Source organism: Desulfonema magnum (genome assembly GCF_017377395.1).
In the GTDB taxonomy this organism is placed as follows: domain Bacteria; phylum Desulfobacterota; class Desulfobacteria; order Desulfobacterales; family 4be13; genus Desulfonema_C; species Desulfonema_C magnum.
In genome coordinates, this window is sequence record NZ_CP061800.1 from 4230694 (window position 1) to 4251268 (window position 20575).

Annotated in this window: 13 protein-coding genes; 3 read left to right on the forward strand and 10 right to left on the reverse strand. The window is 43.1% G+C overall.

Going from position 1 to position 20575, the window contains the following annotated elements; translation table 11 throughout:
• Positions 1 to 265: 265 nt before the first annotated feature.
• From dnm_RS16335 to dnm_RS16375, 9 genes are all read right to left on the reverse strand, one after another.
• Positions 266 to 787 carry a hypothetical protein gene (locus dnm_RS16335; protein ID WP_207677984.1) on the reverse strand — a complete coding sequence of 174 codons (522 nt, stop codon included), beginning with the start codon at positions 785 to 787 and terminating at the stop codon, positions 266 to 268.
• A gap of 674 nt (positions 788 to 1461) precedes the next feature.
• On the reverse strand, positions 1462 to 3618 hold the full coding sequence (locus tag dnm_RS16340) for an alpha/beta fold hydrolase (protein WP_207677985.1): 2157 nt from the start codon (positions 3616 to 3618) through the stop codon (positions 1462 to 1464).
• A 571-nt stretch (positions 3619 to 4189) separates the two neighbouring features.
• Positions 4190 to 4900: an ABC-type transport auxiliary lipoprotein family protein gene (locus dnm_RS16345; RefSeq protein ID WP_207677986.1), complete on the reverse strand. Its 711-nt coding sequence runs from the start codon at positions 4898 to 4900 to the stop codon at positions 4190 to 4192.
• A 46-nt stretch (positions 4901 to 4946) separates the two neighbouring features.
• Positions 4947 to 6002, reverse strand: a complete 1056-nt coding sequence (locus dnm_RS16350) for an MlaD family protein (RefSeq protein WP_207677987.1) — start codon at positions 6000 to 6002, stop codon at positions 4947 to 4949.
• Positions 6003 to 6058: 56 nt separating this feature from the next.
• Positions 6059 to 6808, reverse strand: a complete 750-nt coding sequence (locus dnm_RS16355; protein WP_207677988.1) for an ABC transporter ATP-binding protein — start codon at positions 6806 to 6808, stop codon at positions 6059 to 6061.
• A 105-nt stretch (positions 6809 to 6913) separates the two neighbouring features.
• On the reverse strand, positions 6914 to 7648 hold the full coding sequence (elyC, locus tag dnm_RS16360; protein WP_207677989.1) for an envelope biogenesis factor ElyC: 735 nt from the start codon (positions 7646 to 7648) through the stop codon (positions 6914 to 6916).
• Positions 7649 to 8312: 664 nt separating this feature from the next.
• Positions 8313 to 9098 carry an endonuclease gene (locus dnm_RS16365; RefSeq protein ID WP_207677990.1) on the reverse strand — a complete coding sequence of 262 codons (786 nt, stop codon included), beginning with the start codon at positions 9096 to 9098 and terminating at the stop codon, positions 8313 to 8315.
• 52 nt (positions 9099 to 9150) lie between these two features.
• Entirely contained in the window at positions 9151 to 10857 is a 1707-nt protein-coding gene (locus dnm_RS16370) for a hypothetical protein (protein ID WP_207677991.1), read from the reverse strand.
• 528 nt (positions 10858 to 11385) lie between these two features.
• Complete coding sequence (locus dnm_RS16375) at positions 11386 to 12069, reverse strand: aquaporin (RefSeq protein WP_219739691.1); 684 nt, start codon at positions 12067 to 12069, stop codon at positions 11386 to 11388.
• A gap of 451 nt (positions 12070 to 12520) precedes the next feature.
• Between dnm_RS16375 and dnm_RS16380 the strand changes: the two genes are divergently transcribed.
• Positions 12521 to 13762 (forward strand): ISAzo13 family transposase, encoded by a 1242-nt coding sequence (locus dnm_RS16380; RefSeq protein ID WP_246555998.1) that lies wholly within the window; start codon positions 12521 to 12523, stop codon positions 13760 to 13762.
• Positions 13763 to 13893: 131 nt separating this feature from the next.
• Here the strand turns inward: dnm_RS16380 and dnm_RS16385 are convergent, their stop codons facing one another.
• Positions 13894 to 15222 carry a hypothetical protein gene (locus dnm_RS16385; protein ID WP_207677992.1) on the reverse strand — a complete coding sequence of 443 codons (1329 nt, stop codon included), beginning with the start codon at positions 15220 to 15222 and terminating at the stop codon, positions 13894 to 13896.
• A gap of 299 nt (positions 15223 to 15521) precedes the next feature.
• Here dnm_RS16385 and dnm_RS16390 point away from each other — a divergent pair, with 299 nt between their 5' ends.
• Complete coding sequence (locus dnm_RS16390; RefSeq protein ID WP_207677993.1) at positions 15522 to 19616, forward strand: PAS domain S-box protein; 4095 nt, start codon at positions 15522 to 15524, stop codon at positions 19614 to 19616.
• 4 nt (positions 19617 to 19620) lie between these two features.
• On the forward strand, positions 19621 to 20496 hold the full coding sequence (locus dnm_RS16395) for an ATP-binding response regulator (RefSeq protein ID WP_207677994.1): 876 nt from the start codon (positions 19621 to 19623) through the stop codon (positions 20494 to 20496).
• The last annotated feature ends 79 nt before the right edge of the window (positions 20497 to 20575 follow it).

A 20575-nucleotide genomic window follows, 5' to 3' on the forward strand; every position in this document is an offset into this window, starting at 1 on the left:
TTCTTACACTTTTTCCGGCCTGTAAAACAATCTGCAAAATTTTTCTGTGGCAGAGTGCAAACTGATAAATAAAGGATGCTAAAATTTTAAAAAATTTTCCTGATAAAATGGGGATTTTCCTGATATACAATATTGCTTTTTTAAAATATATTTATTATTTCAGATTGTTTTTAAAAAATCGTTAAAAAATCTAATCTATTGAAATTAAAAAATATTTTATGATACTGAAGTCGGATTTAAGAGCAAAACAGTCGGATTTTGACATTCAGGGTCTTAGCCAGCTCAGAAATGTTTTAAAGAATCTGACGGCCTGAGGGTCAGTAACTTTCTGAGTCCAAATATGCTGCCCCAACCCCGTCTGAGCCAGGACATATTTCCCAATCGCAATCTGTCCGATTGCGACAATCCCTGTGGATATCTGTCCGATACCAAGGATAAAACCAATTGCCAATTGTCCGAGCGCAAACATGCCGCTACATCCCTGTCCGAGCCCGAACAAAATGCCGGCTGCAAGCTGACCCACAGCGATCAGTCCGAATGAAGCCTGGCCTATGGCGATACCACCGGCCGCAATCCTTCCCACTGCCACAATCCCCTTGGCAATGATACGTCTGCCAGTCTCAGGACATATCCCCCGGGTATAATGAAACAATGGGAGACCGAATAACACACGATGGGATGTGAATTCAGCAAAGTAAAGTCCGCTCACAGAAAGGTGACGACGCCAGGTTCCATACCGTGTTTTTTCAATCTTATAATCTGGTTTCTCCAGTAACATATTCTTCATAAGTCAATGTTTTCCTTTCCGGTGCGGCCATATCTGCCAGTTATTTTTAATCTTTAACTATATCAGAAAGTTATATCAGAAAGCACATGTGCTGCGAGATACAAAAAAGCATTCCTGATACCACAACAGGACAAAAGCAAAACGGAATAGTAAGTACCTAACCATAAGTTTTCGATATTTCCCCTGAAAAGAAAGCCGGCTTTTTTTCCCGGAATGACCCGCCGCCTGTGACGGAAAAAGCCGGGTTTCTCCCCCGTTCGCGGAAAAAAAGATGTATAAAAAATTTTTGCTCAGGTACTTATCAGCAGATCGAAAAGTTTCCGGACTGTGCGCGGCGCGGCAAAGACTCCCGGCTTTTTTTTCAGGACGGGGCACCCCATATGCATCAGGCTAAGACTGCCGGACGGGGTTTGCAACCCCGTCCGAAACGTTTGTTTTCGGGGGTCGGAAAATATTTCGGACGGGGTTGCAAACCCCGTCCGGCAGATCACGGGTTAATAAAAACAATGAGTTACGATCTTAGCCTGATGCATATGCGGGGCACCCCCCTCGCCAGAAAAACCCGGGTCTCTCCCCCGTCCGCCCTGTGACAGCCCAAAAACTTTTCAATCTGCTGAGTATAAGAATATCACAAAAGATATTAAAAGACATTATTCTGATATCTGTTCAATAGACTATAATTGTTTAATAAAATTCCAAATGGCTTCGTAAACACGGTGAGACCCTTCACCTAAAAGTATTCCGTGGCGGGCAAAATTATATAAGATATATTGTTTATCTTCCGAACCCAGAAGCTGGAATATTCGTCTTGAACCTTTATAATTGACGACCGGATCTTTAAAAGATTGGATGACAAGCGCAGGAATTTCTATGGCAGGCAGTTTGGGTTCAAGTTCATCCATCAGTTCCTCAATTTCCTTTACACCTGAAATCGGATTTCGGAAATAATTGATATGAGGATTTTCAGGAGTGTTCTCAACAAATTCTTTTTTAGCTCCGTCAAGGTTAACCGCGCTCATGAGACGGTTCCACGCATCCACTGCCGGAGCAAATTTTGCGGCGAGATCCTGAAACCGCAGCGGCGGGCAGACAGCAAACCCTCCTTTTATATCACCGATTCTGGCCGCAAGATCAAGCGCCAGGGCCGCGCCCGTGGAAAAGCCCCCCACGATAACCTGTTTACAAATATTGCTCATAATCGCATAACCCGTATCAACAGATTCCACCCAGTCCCTGTATGTTCTGTTGGCAAGATCATCAGGAGATGTGCCATGTCCCTTTAAGCGGGGACAGTAAACCCATAAGCCTCTCTGGGCAAGATATTTTGCCAGCCCTGTTACCTCAAGAGGGGCTGCCATATATCCGTGAACAAGAAGCACCCCTGTCTCCCTGGAAGCTCCCCGGAGGAGAAAAGGTCTTCCCACATGTTTGCTTTTTGATTCTCCTTCAATATAAAACATTTCATAATCTTTTTCAAAATCAATAAGTTCCTTATTTTTTAAATACTCAGATATCTTGTGTCTTATTCGGAAAGCAGGCTGCCATGCAAGACCGCGCATCACACGCTGAAGTGATATCAGGGGTTCCACCTCGTTGGCCATCACCAGAATCGGGTTGTCAACGCGCATCCGATGAAAATCAAAAACAGAAGAGAATTTGGATGCATCCTTTATCAGCATATTTTCTTCCGTTTTTACAACGCCCTTTTCCAGAGCGATTGTAATAAACTCTTTGAACTTGTTATAACGGTCGTCCGTGAGAAGCGGAATCTGATTGGCATCGAGACTTGTATGATGGCTGGAGACCTTCTTATGAAGGTTCCGGGTCGCGGCAAGAAATACCCTTCGCCTCAGATCATGCGGATCAATTTTTTTAAATGGCATCAGCCTGAGAAGGGACGCAAAAAGGTGATCGTGGTTTACCGTGGTCATGCTGTAAATAGATGACATATAACGTTCCATAATATCCATTGCCGCCCTCCGCATGATTTGTCTGGACGGAATGGGGTCATCAAAATTTATCTCACACATTGCGCCTGAGATATCTTTTTCGATAACCGTGTTGCATAAGAAATCACGGATCCGAATCGGTTCACCAAAACGTATATCTATATCCACTCCGGAAAGAAGCATGGCACCTTCGGTCATAATCTCCTCTGTTGCGCGTTCTGAAATATCTTCGACAAGATTTTCGGCAAGCTTGTTGAGGATATTTTCCCGTGCCCTTATGGGATAATAAGTCAGATTCACCGGAACAATATATGTGGATTTCTCAAGCACAGATTCAATTGAATCTATTTTAAAAAGCGTTAACAGACGGTTTGCTTCATCAGGCCATTCTGTTCCCATATTGTGCAGGCGCTGCCGATAGAATTCCGTTCTGAGCGCCAGCGTCGCGGCCCCTGTATGCGGCCGATGTTTGCCTTCGGGAGACGATATCATAAATCGCCCTTTTTCAAATATCTTTTTATTTTTTACCATCAGGCCCTCGGGGAAAATAATCCAGTGAGCTTCTCCGGTCAGCAGACTTTTTACGATGATCAGATCTCTGTCAGGGTTTTTGGTGGAAACCGCGCCCACTTTGTCGAGATAAACCCCCAGAGCGCCTTTGAAAAGCTCGTAATCCGCAAGAGACCATACCGGAATCCCTGTCAGATGATGGATATAATAAGGCATTATAAGGGTTTCTATCCGGGTAAAATGATTGATCACAAAAATAACAGAGGCATTTTCAGGAATATTCTCTTTCCCATGAATATTTATCCTGGCTTTTGAAATTTTGGAAAGCGTCTTTATGGCAAAACGTGATGTGAGATAAGCAAAACGGCTCATATTTGTCACTCGTCATTCATTATTGTCAGAATCATCTTTTTCATCATTCCTGATCAACCAGAATCAGCAGATCAAAAAAGTTCACTCCCGTTTGAGGCGCTCAGGCATGTCAGAGGCGTCTCTCTGCTTTCACGAGGATCGCCCGGACGCGGAACTCCGAACTTTCCGATAAAAATAAATTGTAAAACAAAATGGTGAGATAAGTCAATGGGGCGAAGAGAGTATTCAGGCGCATGGGTTTTCTGCTTTTGGTACCCTGCCGAACCAACCAAAACAAAAATTCAGATAAATTCCGAATTTCAGATAAGACTGAATTCCGGTCATTGTGATTTATAATTTATTTGGAATTTGTTTTTTGGATATTGAGATTTATTTGTCATTTGTTCTTTGTGAAGGCTGCCGGACGGGGTTTGCAACCCCGTCCGAAACGTTTGCGGGCGGCGATCCGGAAAATATTCCGGACGGGGTTGCAAACCCCGTCCGGCAAAATCAGAGTTAATAAAAACAGTAGGTTGTAATCTTAGCCTGATGCATATGGTGAAAAACCCGGCTTTTTCATGAGTGTTTATTGTCATTTGCTCTTTGTTTTTTGCGATCTGAAAGACAAACAATTGTGGATATCAGTTATTATTTTTTCAGAAATCTTTGACAAGGCTTTTCCCATGGCTTCGGCGAGATGTCTGGGATTTTTTTGGGCACACAATTCTTTTGCATTGTATTTTTTCTGCAAAAGAATTTTTTTGCTTATATCGGGTTCGTTTTCCGCCATCAAAGTGATACTGACAGCTAAAACAGCCTGCCATGAATCCGCCTCATCCTGCTCGAAAAATTCATCAACCGTCCCCTCGATCAGATGGGAGCAGGACAGGCTTTTATCAAAAGCAAACACCGCTTCGAAGAGCCCGGATGCTTTTATATCTCTTGCCAAAAAATAGCTGACAATATCCCCGGGTTTAGCCCACCATTTATGATAAATATATGTGTCTCTCTTAAAAGCGCCTTCTTTAAAGACAATTTTATTTGTATCATAAAAAGGTGCCGCCTGAAAGCGTTCCACCCTTATCACAAAAGGAAGGGGAGGCGATTTGGGATTTGGGATTTGGGATTTGGAATTTGGAATTGTCGAGTTTCCAGTTTCCAGTTTCCAGTTTCGGACAACAGGAGGATCATATTCAAGAGAATAATAGTTTATCTTTTGGGCTGTCTCTTTAAGATTCAGACATCCTGCCAGAGACAGAACAACGAAAACGAATAAAAAAAATATTTTTTCAGAATGATTCATTGGAATATCCTCGCTACCTGAAACATTTTTCTTCAATCTCGGATTTTCAGTCTTCAATTTTTTTGGACGGAATCGGATGCCCGAAAATCAGTTGGGAAGGCTGATCAGAAATTGTGTCAACAAAATTATCTAAATTTTCACTTGCTTTTTCAAGATTCTGAAGGGTGACAAGCAGATGACGCTGCAAGGTGGAAAATCTGACCTCTGAATTTTTTATCAGACGGGTTCCCTGGTCCAGGAAAATATCCGCATTTTCCATTGAGCTTTCCAAACTGGCAGCTGCTTTATTAAGACGCTTTTCATTGTCTGAGACAATTTTTCCGATTCCGTTGACGGTATTATTTATGCTGGAAATTGTCTTGTTTGCATTTGCCGACAGCTTGTTCATATTTTTATTGAGGTCAGAGACCGTCTGATTGGCGTTTTGGGCAAGACTATTTAAAGATTCGCTGGTCTTTTCAAGGGAACTGATAATTCTGTCCCATTTTTCAGGTTCCAAAATTTTGTCAATTTTTGCCAGGGATGACCGGATATCCGATGACAACCCCTTTACCTCCGCATCTTCAAATATCTGGTTTATTCTGTCAACGCTTCTTTTCAGCCTGTGAGAAATCCCTTTTGTATCTAATTCACTGACAAGATCAAGTACCTCATCCATGCCGTCCATGAGCATTTTGATACCAGATGGTTTTACAACGACAATAGGATATTCCGTATAAAAGCTTATGGGAGGATGATAATCCGGTTCCCCTTCCTTTTTTCGGTCAATTTCAATAAACATAATGCCTGTAATTCCAACGGATTTGAGCTGCGCGTACATATCTGATTCAAGCTGCATCTCTTCTTCTATTGTCAGTATGACTTCAATCAGGGTTCCGTCCGGAGCCACGCCCACGCTTTTCACCCGACCGATGGCAACACCTCTGTATTTTACCGGAGAATCCCTGTCCAGTCCCTGCACGGATTCATCAAAATACGCGACATAATTTTGCCCTTTTTCAAAATAATTGGACATCCCGAGCCATATAATAGCGGTAACGGCGATGGCAAGTCCGACAATCATAAACAGACCCACTGCAAATGCGGTTTTATTTGAGGCCATTGTGTTGTTGGTATTTGGTTTTCAGGTGATTAATCTTTGCTGATTTTTTCAAAAAATTAAACACTGATTCTGTTAAAAAACTTTCTCACAAAAGGATGATCACTGTGATCTTTAAGCTTTTTGGGGTCTCCCTCGGCAATGATTCCTTTTGTGCTTTTATCCAGCATGATGACCCGCTGGGCAACGGTGAAGATGCTTGCGAGTTCATGGGTGACGATCACCATGGTTGTTCCGATAATTTTGTTGAGCTGTAAAATCAGTTCATCTATTTCCGCGGATGTGACAGGATCAAGTCCGGCCGAAGGCTCGTCAAGAAACAAAATCTTGGGATTCAGTGCCAAAGCTCTGGCAAGTCCGGCCCTTTTTTTCATCCCGCCGCTGATCTGGGCCGGCAGATGATGTTCATAACTCGCCAGACCCACCATGCCCAGTTTCATCCTCACAAGATTGGCAATGGCGTCCGGGGGAAGATCAGAATATTCCGCAATGGGAAGTGCCACATTTTCCCCGAGGGTCATGGAGCCGATAAGCGCACCGCTTTGAAACAAGACACCTATTTTTCGTAAGGTATTATGAAATGTCACATCATCACATGAGCCAATATCATTTCCGTCAATAAAAATGCTGCCTGAAAAGGGTTTGTTCAGCCCGATCAGATGTCTGAGCAACGTGCTTTTTCCACATCCGCTCCCTCCCAAAATGACAAAAATCTCACCTTTATAAACATCAAAGCTGATATTGTCAATAATACGGGCATCCCCGTATTGTGCAACAAAATTTTTTACTTGGATAATCGGTTGTTCCATGCTTATAATCAGAATGTTCCGTTGCGCTGAACAGCGTTATATTTCTTCTTTTGTTCAACAAATCATTTAGAAACAGAAACCGTTAATTTCCCTTATGTCAGCCACTCATATTTGCCCTCTTAACTTTGCCCAAATCAGCCCCATGTATTCATAAAAAGCGTTTTGCGATTTATACAATTCATTTGCATTTGGAAAAAATGAACTGAACGTCACCTCATCTTTTTTAACCAGATGATGAACGGAAGCGGGAACAGGGTTCATGCCCTGTTTTTTAAATAAAGCCACGGACCGGGGCATATGCGAAGCAGAAGTGACCAGGGCAAATGGTTTCTCATGAACGATTATTTTTACGTTTTTTGCTTCATCTTTTGTGTCTTTGGATCTGTTTTCAATAATGATATCATTTTCATCAACTCCGAGAGATTTTGCGACATTTGCCATAAGCATTGAAACGTCCTTACCTGTAAAAACAAGCCTGGTCCCCGGATTTTTATGGTATATCCGAATTCCCTCTGTCAGACGAACCAGGCTGGGACTGGTGAGCTGGCTGGCCAGGGGAATTTGGGGATTAAGCACATGGCCGCCCCCGAGGACAACGACAAATCTTACAGAAGTTTTCATGTCATAAGGGGAATATTTTTTTTCAAGCGGTCCGAGGAGTGTATGGGATACAATCCTGCAACTCAGTAAATAAAGAACACATATTCCAATAACTATGAAAATTTTCCCATGCTTCTGTTTTGTCGTGAAGCAAAGGAAATACATCCCCAGTAACAACATCGTGAGACAAATGGGAATCGGTAAAAAAAACGGCGCAACTGCCTTTTTAAAAAAAAACATTTTTTCTCTCCCCGGGCGGTGAATTGCCAGGTTGTTTTCAAATATTCCAATGGGACGAACTTGCTCTCAGCAGCGATGAAAAAAGCCGGGTTTCCCCGCAGTTTGAGGAAAAAAGAGCTATAAAAAATTTTTGTTCAGGTACTTAGGAATGAATCTTCAACAGGGTAAGGGAACTCGAAATAAATAAAATACCCGATACAAAAAATGCAGGGTGGGTTCCGCTTCGCTCCACCCACCCTACATTTCTACATTTCCGGGTATTTTATTTTTGGGGAAATCCCTAAGTAACCGAACATAAATTTTCAGGTGTAAATCTGGCATAAATCCTGCGAGGTTTTCGAAATTCCGCAGGTCTTCGGATACAGGCTCAGGGTACATTTTTGGCTCAGTGCATTTTTGGATCGGGTTTCCGTTTTTTGTCCCTGATCCCTGAGCCTGTCGAAGGGAGCGGGAACAAAAAACGGAAAGATGGGAACAAAACCGGGTAAAAAATAGTGGCAAAAAGTGACATTTTCAGACGGCTTAATCCAAGTCATACCTGGCCAAAGTCACTCGATGATCAGGTTTTCCGAAGCCGATTTCGACAAAAGTCTGTCATTCCTGCTTTCGCAGGAATGAGAAAAAAGAACCTGATGATCGCGTAATCAGAACCAGGCCGTCTAAATCAGAACGCAAACCCTTTTTTCTGGCACGGTTTTTTGACAAACGAATTAATGTTGCCCTGAAGACTTTCTATCTTTTTACACCGTTCGCATTCCCACTCATCCACCGGATCTTCCTTATCCCACATCTGAAACTCCCGTTTTTCAGCCTCGGACATGATGTTTCGTCCCGGATAAACCTCATTCATATAAAAGTATGTCCTGGCGATATCCCCTCTGACATGCGGAGAAGGCTCTGCTGTTTTTTTTGAGACCTCAAAGTCACAGTTTCCGAATTCTCTTTTCTCACCCGGAATAATTCGGTAGGGATAATTCAGCCGTCGCTGATTGATCAGGCCGATTGCCGGGGCAAGATTATACATGTCGGATTCCATCAGCCGATAGAGTTTTGACACACGCCTGGCATTTTCCCTTCCCCCGAGTACTTTGCATTTTATTGAAAATAATTTCCGTATAAAGGAAGGAATCCGGCATTTCAACGGCGTGTATTTTTTCCAGGAGTCGAATGTCCGCCCGAACTGAGACGCGGGTACGATATGTTCCCATTCTATACGCCTGGCTCTTTCTCCTTCGCCTGTTTTGCATCGGACTTTCTTATTTTTGGTAAAATTACACCCGCAATAAAACGTGACCCTGTGATTGTTATAAACCTGATTAAGCAACAAGTTCTTTGCCTTTATGAAGCTTTCATTTTTTGTATTTCCTTTTTCCGGAATGCTTTCCGTGCCGCCACAGCCTGATATAATCAGCGTGGCAGCAATGATAACAAAATAAATTAACCTGAACATAAAACAAATCCTTTCAGTTCCATAATACAGGGCTACTTTAGCCCCTGGCCCCTCACCCCTCGCCCGGACCTTCCGCATTGTGGAGGGTAATCTGTGTAAAAGGTATTTCCCAGCCGTAAGCGTTACAGGCGTCAACAGCGAAAGATTGTATATTTCGGTTAAGCCTTTGATAAAATTCAGCCACCCTTCCGGAAAAATCAGCGATGATTTCAAAATCCAAAGAAGAGGCAGCGGCTGATTTGAAATCAACTCTGAGACTGATAAGGTCATCTCCGTACCCCGCGTCCCTAAGTTTTTCCTCCACAAATTTACCTAACATCTCAGGCACTTCACTGGTACATATGGCCTGATGTCTGTAGTCAATCCCGAAAGTGACTTTCAGACGGAATTTTTCAGAAATATTATGCGGACTTAAACTCAGAAAATCTCCTGTAAGATAAGTTTTGTAACTTTCGCCTCGAAGACAAAGCCGAACCATATCATGGCTCTGACTGATCACCTGACCTCGTGTTTCATCAGCCAAAATCACCCAGTCGTTTTCTTTACAGGGAAACCACGGATCATTTTTTTGATAAGGGTATGAATTTAATGTTGTGAGTTCCCTCAGCGAAAGCTTGATTTTGTTTTTTAACACCGGGTTTTCCAATTCAGTGTAAAGATTTAAAGAATTCACCTTCCAGGGAACTCCCTGATAGATCAGACGCTCATTCTCCCTCACAGAACCCAGGTTTAACAAAAGTTTGATTTCTTCCCAAAAACGTGAAAAATTCTCTTTGGCAGTCCATACAAAACCCAAAATAAAAAAAACAGCAAGTGTCAGAAGAACCCAGTCTCCGTAAGTATAAAGCACAGCCAGAAATGCGAATACGGACCCGGCGCCGGTCAGAAGGTGATAAAAGACATCACATAACCGAACATAGAACGGACGTTCTTCTGCCTTATGGATGGGGCTGAATTTGTAAATTCCCCGATGAATCAGACGAAGTATCAGAAAAACAGATAAAAATGACACTAAGGCGAAAAAAAGATTCTTTCCACGGCTTTTAAAAAAAAGCTTTAAAATTGTCTGAGCAGATTCCCAAAAAGGCTTTCTCGCCTTAGCCAGTTCTTCCAGTTGCAACCTGGCCACAGCCAGCTGATTAGAAAACTGCTGTTCTTTGTCTGTCCAGCTTTTTTTCAGATGTTTCAACTGTTTTCTGAGCTTTTTGCTTTCGACCTGAGTCATGAGCGTTTCAATATTTTTAACCGCTTTTTTTATAATGGGAAGCCTGGTCTCGTAATACGTCATATCTCTGCGAAGTTTTTCAGTCTGCCGAGGTCCGGCCGTCATTCCCTTAATCTCCTGAACCACCGGCCGTAAAAGCTCTGAAACTTCTTCCTCCCATTTGAACTCTTTCTGAGGCTTTTCTTCAAAAACAGATACATCAATACTGGTTGCAATTTTATTAAAATTTTGCTCGAGAATGTCCAGCTCGTCAGTGAAGTTGCTGATTTCTTCTCGGATTCTGAGTTTTTCTTCTTTTGTTTTGGCAGACCTGAGTTCTCTTTCTTTACTTTTGATGTCCTTGTTGAACTCATTGATGTCCTGAAGAATCATATCAAGCGTCTCAATGTGTCTGTTTTCTTTTATTTCCTCTTCGTTAACCTCATCAGGTTGTTCCGGTTCTGTTTCCTGAGCCAACACAAATTCGTTGAAAAACGGTGAAAGACAGATAAAACAGCCGATGATTCCAATCAATATTATCTTTGATTTCAGCATATTCAAAATTCCGGAATGTTGTCAGTTGATAAGTTTCAGTTGTGAATTGTCACAAGACAGAAAAAACTTCGGCCACCTCATTCCCACGCTTTGGGCGGGAATACAGCGCGGACGCTTCTGCCAAACTGCAAGTTTGGCACTCCGGATAATCTTTTTCTTAAAGCCTGTACCAGTTATCCGAGACACGAACCACGGGAATGAGGATACTGAATTTTCCATCTGCTGATTGTCAATTATCAGTTGTCAGAATTCACTTTGTCAGACATTGTCTAGCTGACCACGAATTGCTGAAAACTGACAGCTTTTATACTACATGATCAGATAAAATCTGACGGGTGATTCGAATGCCGGACCTGCGAGGTTTTGAAAAGTTCGCAGGTCTTTGGCGGGCGGTCCGACCCGTCATAATTATCTCGGTAAGGTACTACATGACCAAATAAAATCTGACGGGAGATTCGAATGTCAGACCTAGCGAGGTTTTAAAAACCTCGCAGGTCTTTCACTCGTCGAATTCATTGCGATCAGGTACTACTTTTCTAACACCTTTGAACGAAATAAAACTCCTGCCAAAGCTCCTCCTATGCTTGGCACAATCAGAAATAACCAGACCTGGGCAATTGCCTTTGTTCCGGCAAACAAAGCAGGTCCTAAGCTTCTGGCAGGATTCACAGATACACCTGTTATCTGAATGCCAAAAATATGAATGACGACCAGTGTAATACCGATAGCAAGCCCTGCGATCTGGGAAGGCGCGCCTTCCTGAGTTGAACCTAAGATAACCACACAAAATAAAAATGTTGCAATAAGCTCAAAAAGGATGGCTGAACTTAAACCATAAGCCCCCAGATATCCTTGCCCCCAGCCATTTTGTCCCAGACCACCGGAGCCGATATCATAACCGGCTAACTGACCTTTGACAAGCATTGCCAGAATGCCTGCTGCAACGATGGCCCCTGCACATTGTGAAAGAATATAACCGACCAGGTCTTTTGCATTCATTCTGTCAGCAATAAAAACAGCCAGACTGACCGCAGGATTAATATGACAGCCGGAAATCGGGCCGATTCCATAGGCCATGCCAATCAGTGCAAACCCGAAAGCAAAGGCAATGCCGAGCACACCGACCTGAGCGCCGGCTACCACGGCTGTTCCGCAGCCAAAAAAAACCAATGTAAACGTTCCGATAAATTCTGCCACATACTTCTTCATCATTTTATCTCCTTCTTAACATGTTAAAAAAAATACATATCCGTCCGAACCACCCTTACGGAGAGAAGTGACATGAAACTCCGGTGATATGAGACCTGCGAGGTTTTGAAAACCTCGCAGGTCTTCGACGGTCTCCTTACAAAATTTCTGAAACTCATATTATGTTTTTCATACAATGTCAAATTCCAAATGATGAATTCGCATGACAATTAGGTAAAAAATATTAAACGATTTTGGTGAAATTGCCGGAACAGTTTTTTTCCCTGTTTCTGATTCCCATCCCTTCTGTTCCTGATATTTTGTTGTTGATATTTTTTCGACTGACCTTTAAACTTTCACTCACATTTTAAGGAATGAGCATGAAATAATATGCCCATTTTGATTTTTATATGTTAAAAAATTGCGTAATCCTGTAAAGTGTATTTCAAAATCACTTTATCAAAAGGAGATTATTATGCAACCCTATTCCTTAGAAGTAGAAGAAATCATGCGGCGATACTATGAGAGTCTGAATGAAAAAGACCGCCGGCGATATGCCGGTATTGAAGCTTTGAAATTGGGACATGGCGGACAAAATTATATTGCCAAAGTCTTGGGTTGCAGCAGGCGGACTGTGCGCAAAGGAGCGATCGAAGTAAGCGGCCTGCCCGGACACATCGTAGCAAAACAAATTGGAAAATCTCCTGCTGAATCTTCTGAAATACGTAAAAAAGGTGGCGGACGCAAACAGTATCTGACTGAGCACCCTGAAATAGACGAGCAGTTTTTGAATGTGGTGCGTGAGCATACAGCAGGAGATCCGATGGATGAAAAGGTACGATGGACAAATCTGAGGGAGTGGGAAATCGCGGAGGCTCTGGAAAAAAAATACGGAGTAAAAGTGAGTCGTAACATTGTCCGTCAATTGCTCAAAAAGCATGACTATCGGTTGCGTAAAGCTCAGAAACGCAAACCTATGAAAAAAAACGTACCAGATCGCGACGCTCAGTTTGACAATATTTTGAAACTCAGATCAGAATACCGGAAGGCCGGTAATCCCGTTATCAGCATGGATACCAAGAAAAAAGAATATCTTGGAAATTTTTACAGGAAAGGCCGACTATATACGCTGGAGGAATTGCAAGTTTTCGATCATGATTTTACAAGTTTTGCCGAAGGTGTCATAATTCCGCATTGTTTTTATGACCTGCGACTCAATATCGGGTATGTTCAGGTGGGAACAAGTCATGATACCAGTGAATTTGCCTGTGACAGTTTCCGTCATTGGTGGTATGGTTACGGTTGCCGAATATATCCAAATGCCACGTCAGTTTTGATATTGTGCGATGGTGGCGGCAGCAACAGTTCCCGACATTACCTTTTCAAACAAGATTTACAAATTCTGGCGGATGAAATCGGGATTGAAATCCGAATCGCTCATTACCCGCCCTATTGTTCCAAATTTAATCCGATCGAACATCGCCTGTTTCCTCATATTACTCGTGCGTGTCAGGGAGTAATCTTTTCAAGTTTGGAGGTGGTGACTGATCTGATAGCCAAAACACATACCAAAAAAGGTTTAAAAGTCTTTGTCCATGTTATTGATAAAGTCTATGAAACCGGTCGAAAAGTTGCTGAAACTTTTAAATCAGAAATGCGAATTGTATTCGACAAAATTTTACCCAAATGGAATTATCGTGCAATTCCAATAAATTAAAATGGGAAAGTTATTTAATACCGATTCCTAAAAATGTATGTCGGTTCTCCGAAGGCATAAATGACAGAAAAAGCTGCACTGATCTTTTAAACAAGGAACAATTATGTTCATATCCATTGACCTTTCTGAAATCACGCTAAAGCCTTATCCAACGTGTGATTATTGGGAATAATACTCTGAAAATGCTCTTTGAAAATTTTTCGGACGTCAACGAACTTCGGGCAGAGTCTGACTAACTTGTTAATGGTCACATTTCGGAAGCGTCGGAGCTTCCTCAGATTCTGCTTCATCATATTGACGACGAGGTATGCGATGACTTTGACGCCGACGCAGGCATGAGCCCCCTTCCGATCTCGGAGATGCATTGCTCCCAGTTCGAGAGTGTCTTTGAGGAGCTTCCAGAATTCTTCGATGCGATGATGGAAGGCGAAGGCATGCAGTGCCTCGCTGCTACGCAGAGGTCGTCCTGCTATAATAAGGTAGCTGACCGCCCGTTTCCCCTTCGGAATATAGAAGACGAGAATAACCTCGCCGAAGGTTTCGCTTACTGCTTCGGTTCGATACACCGGCTGTCCGTCTGTTCCCCATCCGGGAGTAAGACGATCTTTGAAATTTTTCCGCCACTGGCCGGCCTTCCGGATTTCTCCGTCAATTTCAAAGACGTAGTTGTCCTTGCCGCGGAAAATTCCGGTAAGAGTCAGTAAGAGTGCGGGATCGGACGATTCGGCATCTTCGTTCGCAAGGCCGGTGTCTGTAGCTGACGCATCCGATTCGGACGAGGCTTCTTCCGAACATTCACCGCGGCAGAATGCCGCGATATCCTGAGAAAAATATGCCGCATCACCTGTAGTTCCGAGGCGGCTGATGTCAATGCCCGCGGCTTCGAATTTTGCTTCGGCGGCTTTCAGCATCTCCTCATATATCTCAGGCTTGGTTTTAAGCCCCCTGCCCTGTTTGGAGACTATCCGCACGTCGAGAGGGAGAATAATGTCGCCGATTACCAGAATCAGAGCGATCACGTTCTGCCCGTTCGCCACGCGTTTAAGCTGGCCGCTCCACCATTTCCATACATAGCCGAGTTCCGTGGCAATACGGGCAATCACGGAGTCATCGACTGCCATAATCAGTCCGTCCCGGCTTTTTGTGGCATCGCTCATGGTGAGCCTCTCCCGCAGGAGAGGAACAGCGATGCTGTAAAGGTGATTCTGCAGGAACTTACGCCAGCAGTAAACACTGACGTTTTTAACACGGTCATAGGTGGCGGTTTTCGGGAGTCCGAGCACCTGCATAACCTGGTAAACATTGTCCGCTCCGAGAAATACCGCCATGCTGATGAGAAGAAGGGTTTCCATATCCTCATCAGGCATCCGGCGGAAATACGGGCGGAGTATTTTTCCGAACTCCTCGGCGGCACGAAGCATTTCTTCGGTAAAATGTTCCTCAGCGGTTTTCGTTGTCATAATAAGAACCTCCTTATAATATCGGCACCCGGAATCAGGGCGGTCAGAGGCTCGGACATATATTTCCGAACCGTATATTTGTACAGTATATCACGAAGTCCGTCGTATGCCAAGAAAAATTTTAAATCCGAGTGTCTGACTACAGATTCGCATTCTTAAAATATAAGCTGGTTTCAAACGCATTTTCATGAGATTAATTTATGTAAACTCAATATAAACAGCATGTTAATTTCAATACTGGAAAGGTCAAATCCATAAAAATAAAAATGTGTTTTGTCGTTGCACTATTGATTTCTCTAATGATGTTTGCCGTCATTTTTATTAACAAAAAAAATTTTGAAACGGAACTGAGAAGCATCCACGGCAAACTGGCTCAGAACGCACTTCAGTCTGCAATGTATATAATCAAAAATAAATACGATGAAGTTACGGATTCGGGCGTGTTATCAATAACAGATGAGCTTGAAGGCATTTTTTCCAGTTTGAAATTTGCTGAAACCGGGCATATTTTTATACTCGACAGCAAAGGAAACATGCTGATTCACCTGAAACCTGCCAGGAAAAATCTTTCTGTGATGACAAAGACCGCCGCTTCCGAATCTCTTATACAACAACTGGCAGCCGCAGCCATATCCCCTGAAAAACCTGTTGAAGATTTATCTTTTTTCCCGCAAAAACATGAACATACGCAAATCATGTATGTGGCTTATTTCAAAACCGCAGACTGGTATGTGGCTGTTTCCATACCTGATGATGCCATATCCGTTCCGATAAGACATCTCATTATAAAGGAGATGCTTGTCATCTTAATGATTTTATTTGCAGGAACTGTTATTGCTATCTCTTTAAGCGAAAAAATAACAAACCCCCTTTTGAAATTGGCTCGTTATGCCGCGGAACTCCCCAAAAAAAATTTCAGACCAGAAGATACCCGGACCCTGCTCAGTCTCAAATCCGATAACACCAATAATGAAATCGGGCAGTTCATTGAATCTTTTATATTCTTGGAAGATGCTTTCAGAAAATCCCATGAAGAACTGGGGCGGCGTGTTAAAGAAGGGTCCTCAGAACTGAATGATACAAATGCGCTTTTTGAAAAACTATTTTCCAGCACTCATGTTCTGTTGGCGTATATGGATACTGAGTTTAATTTTCTAAAGGTAAATCATGCTTATGCCTCGGCTGATGAGCGTGAGCCGGAATTTTTTATTGGCAAGAATCATTTTGATCTTTACCCAAATAAAGAAAACAAAGCCATTTTCCGTGAGGTGGTCAGAACAGGGAATCCTTATTTTGCTTATGCAAAACCATTTGAGTATCATTATAATCCGGAACAAGGAGAATCTTACTGGGATTGGAGCATAGAACCGATTAAAGAGCCGGAAGGCACGATAAGCGGACTTGTCCTGTCTCTGATTAATGTGACCAACCGGATCAGAGCCGAGGCCGCACTGAAAGAAAGTGAAGAGCGTTTTCGCTCAATTTTTGAACAGACTGCTGTGGGAATATTGCTTGCTGATGGGGGTCGGAATATTCTTAATTGCAATATTGCCGCAAAAAAGATGCTGGGATATGCCAAAGAGGAATTAATTGGGAAAAATGTTAATGAGATCAGTTATCCTGATGATGATATCGTAAATATGAAACTCCTTAAAAAAATGTCAGAAGACAAACGTGACAGTTTTCAAATGGAAAAAAGATATATTCGTAAAAACGGAACAATTATGTGGGGACATCTGACCCTTTCTTATATTGTTCGGGACCAAAGCGGAAACCCGGGGTTTTATGTGGCAATGGTGGAAGATATCAGCGAAAATAAGCGACTGGAAAAGGAACTGCGTTTGTTCAAAGCCATTGTCGAATCCTCACAGGAGGCCATTGCCATCAGTGATCCTCATGGGCAGTTCGTATATGTCAACCCGGCCCATGAAAAACTTTTCGGGTATTCTCTGGAACAAGCCAGGCAGATGAACTACCAGGATTACTATCCTCCGGAATCAGTAGAACTGCTTAACCATGTTGTGGCACCTGCTTTGGCTCAGGGTAAGAGTTGGGAAGGAATAACAGATGCCTTTGACGCGGATGGCCGCCGATTTCCCCTGTGGGAGCGTGCGGACACGGTCCGTGATCCCGAGGGAAATATGCAGTTCGCTTTTGCTTTCATGCATGACGATACCAAACGCATAGACATGGAAAACGCATTACGAAAAAGTGAAGAACGCTACAGAACACGTATTGAAAGCATACCTCATCCCATTTTGGAAGCAAATGCTTCCGGTATCATAACCTTTGCAAATTCAGCGTATCACAACATGTCAGGTTACGATAAAGGAGAACTGAATGGAAAACCGGCCTGGGAACTGACTGCGCCTGAGTCCGAGCAAACGCATTTCAAAGATTATATCGAAATGCTGGTGAAAGAACAGCCCGAACCAACCCCCTGGTTCGGAAAAATTTTGGCAAAGGACAAAAAATTTACAGATGTTCGCACGGACTGGAATTATAAGCGGGATGAGCAGGGACAGGTGACAGGATTTGTCGCGGTTGTTAAGGATATTATGGAAGAAAATCGGGCAAAGGGCCTGCTGCGTATCCAACGGGATCTCGGCATCGCACTGATTTCCACAGCCAGTTTAAGAGAGACATTGAACCAGATAATGGATGCGCTCCTGAAGATCGGTGAGATTGATTGCGGCGGCATCTATCTTGTTGACAGTATTACCGGAAGCCTGGACCTGATAATACACAAGGGCTTATCTCCTGATTTTGTGATGAAGGTTTCTCATTATGATGCGGACTCACCCCATGCCCGAGTGATCAGGGAAAGAAAGAGCATCTACAGAAATGAACCCAAAGTGTTTATCTCTGAAGAAAAAGAATTACAACGTGAAGGCTTGCGCTGTCTGGCAATTATTCCGGTTCAATATGAGGAGGATGTTGTTGCAGTGCTGAATCTCTCTTCCCACATTTCCGACGAAATTATCCCGAGTGATCGCAATGCCATTGAAACCATCGCTTCTCAGATAGGGTCTGTTATTGCCCGTGTAAAAATGGAAGAGGCGCTGAGGGAGAGCGAAGAGAAGTTCCGAAGGCACTTCAGAGATATGCCCGTACCTGCTTTTATCTGGCAAAAACAAAGTGATGATTATGTGTTAATTGATTATAACAACGCAGCCAATGACCTCACTTTGGGCGAAATCAGTAATTTTCTGGGCGCAAAAGGGCGAGATATTCATTCTCAGGATTTGCAAATTATGCGGGATATGGACACCTGTTTTCAAGAAAAGAAGATCATCCAAAGACAGAATTACTTTAAGTCTCCTTCCACTGGCGAATGGAAATTTTTTAATGCCAGTTATGTATTTATTCCTCCGGATATGGTCATACGGCATACTGTTGACCTGACCGAACACAAGCAAACAGAAGATGAACTGAACCATGCCCTTTCCGAACTCCGGACCATTTTCGATACCATACCAGGTATGATAATTGTAATTGATAAAGAATATAACCTGTTAAACATGAGTCGTACATTTTTCAAGCGATATGGGATTCCGGAACACGAGAATATTATCGGACGGAAATGCTATGAAGTGAAAGAAGAAAGAACCTCTGTTTGTCCAGGATGTCTTGTCGCTCAGGTTTTTAAAAGCGGCAATCCGAAAACCCGTATGTCATCACCTAAACAAGAAAAACGCATAGGAAAGGCGTGGAAAAGTTATGTCGCACCGCTCAAAAATGGTTCTGATAAAATCATCGGGGCCGTCAAAATTGTAATGGATACCACGGATATCAGAGACATGGCAAATAAACTGAAAAAAGCCAAAGAGGCCGCAGAATGCGCCAACCAGGCAAAGAGCGAATTTCTTACCAATATGAGTCACGAACTTCGCACCCCGCTCAACGGCATCCTGGGATATACCCAGATTTTCAAGCGTGATAGCAGCCTCACAGAGAAGCAGCTTGAAGGCATTGAGGTCATACATAACTGCGGAGAACATCTGCTTACAATGATTAATGAGATTTTGGATCTGTCCAAAATTGAAGCCCGGAAGCTGGAACTGGTAACTGCTGATTTTCGTTTCCCGTCATTTCTGAAAACCATCGCCGAAGTTATCGGAATTCGGGCACAGGAAAAAGAGATTGCTTTTGAGTATAAAATCACTTCTGATCTTCCCCGGGGTGTTCACGGTGATGAAAAACGCTTACGGCAAATTCTCCTGAATCTGCTCGGCAATGCCGTCAAATTTACCGAAAAAGGAAAGGTTGTTTTTACTGTGGGGACAGAGGCCGGACGCGAGGGTGCGGGGGCAAATACCGGAATCCGTTTTCATGTGGAAGATACAGGTATCGGGATCCCGGATGAAAAATTGAAAGAAATCTTTCCCGGATGAAAAATTGAAAGAAATCTTTCTGCCTTTTCATCAACTCGGAGACAGGCTGACTCGGAGTAAGGGAACCGGTCTGGGCCTTGGAATCAGTCAGAAGCTTGTACATGCCATGGGCAGTGAATTGTATGTAAAAAGCAAAAAAGGACAGGGCAGTGTTTTCTGGTTTACCCTGGATTTACCTGAAACTGTTCAAAACAGTGAGCTATTGGAAAAAACTAAAAATATCACTGGTTATGTTCCTTCTGACAAGGCGGTTTATAAGATTCTGATCGCAGATGACGCGGAAAAAAATCGCTTGGTCTTAAAAGATATGCTGTTCCCCTTAGGTTTTGAAATTGCAGAAGCAACTGACGGACGCGATGCCCTGGATAAGCTGTCAGAATTTAAGCCGGACATGATTCTGATGGATCTGATAATGCCAGTGATGGACGGTTTTGAGGCCATAAGACAAATCAGGCAGATACCTGACTTCAGAAAGGTCATTATCATAGCTGTGTCGGCAGTTGCGGACCTTCCGGCAAGGACGAAGCGCGCAGAAATAGGATGTGATGATTTTATTGAAAAGCCTGTCAATGTTGAAAAGCTTCTGAAAAAAATAAAGCTTTACCTGAATCTGAACTGGGTTTATGAAGATGAAACCGGCCCCCGGGAGATCAGCATTCGGCCTGAAACCGAACCTGTGATTCCGCCTCCGAAGGAAAATATCGCCAGGCTTCTCAATGCGGCCATGATGGGTGATATAGACAGTGTTCGGAAACAGGCCAAAGCGATTCAGGCCTCGGATCCGAAATTTATTCCGTTTGGAAAAAAGATTGACGAGTTTGGAAAGCAATTTCAGTTAAAAAAAATTAAGAAATTTATTAAACAATATATGGAAGATTAAAAAATGCTCATTCCCGAGTTCGGGACGGACAGGGGAGAAACCCGGGTTTTTCCGGCCGGGGAGAGACTGATTATAACGG

Coding starts and splice junctions, on each gene's coding strand:
- dnm_RS16370 (WP_207677991.1), bottom strand. CDS start 10,857: ATGCTGAAATCAAAGATAATATTGATTGGAATCATCGGCTGTTTTATC.
- dnm_RS16340 (WP_207677985.1), bottom strand. CDS start 3,618: ATGAGCCGTTTTGCTTATCTCACATCACGTTTTGCCATAAAGACGCTT.
- dnm_RS16390 (WP_207677993.1), top strand. CDS start 15,522: ATGATGTTTGCCGTCATTTTTATTAACAAAAAAAATTTTGAAACGGAA.
- dnm_RS16350 (WP_207677987.1), bottom strand. CDS start 6,002: ATGGCCTCAAATAAAACCGCATTTGCAGTGGGTCTGTTTATGATTGTC.
- dnm_RS16355 (WP_207677988.1), bottom strand. CDS start 6,808: ATGGAACAACCGATTATCCAAGTAAAAAATTTTGTTGCACAATACGGG.
- elyC (WP_207677989.1), bottom strand. CDS start 7,648: ATGTTTTTTTTTAAAAAGGCAGTTGCGCCGTTTTTTTTACCGATTCCC.
- dnm_RS16385 (WP_207677992.1), bottom strand. CDS start 15,222: ATGACAACGAAAACCGCTGAGGAACATTTTACCGAAGAAATGCTTCGT.
- dnm_RS16375 (WP_219739691.1), bottom strand. CDS start 12,069: ATGATGAAGAAGTATGTGGCAGAATTTATCGGAACGTTTACATTGGTT.
- dnm_RS16335 (WP_207677984.1), bottom strand. CDS start 787: ATGAAGAATATGTTACTGGAGAAACCAGATTATAAGATTGAAAAAACA.
- dnm_RS16365 (WP_207677990.1), bottom strand. CDS start 9,098: ATGTTCAGGTTAATTTATTTTGTTATCATTGCTGCCACGCTGATTATA.
- dnm_RS16380 (WP_246555998.1), top strand. CDS start 12,521: ATGCAACCCTATTCCTTAGAAGTAGAAGAAATCATGCGGCGATACTAT.
- dnm_RS16345 (WP_207677986.1), bottom strand. CDS start 4,900: ATGAATCATTCTGAAAAAATATTTTTTTTATTCGTTTTCGTTGTTCTG.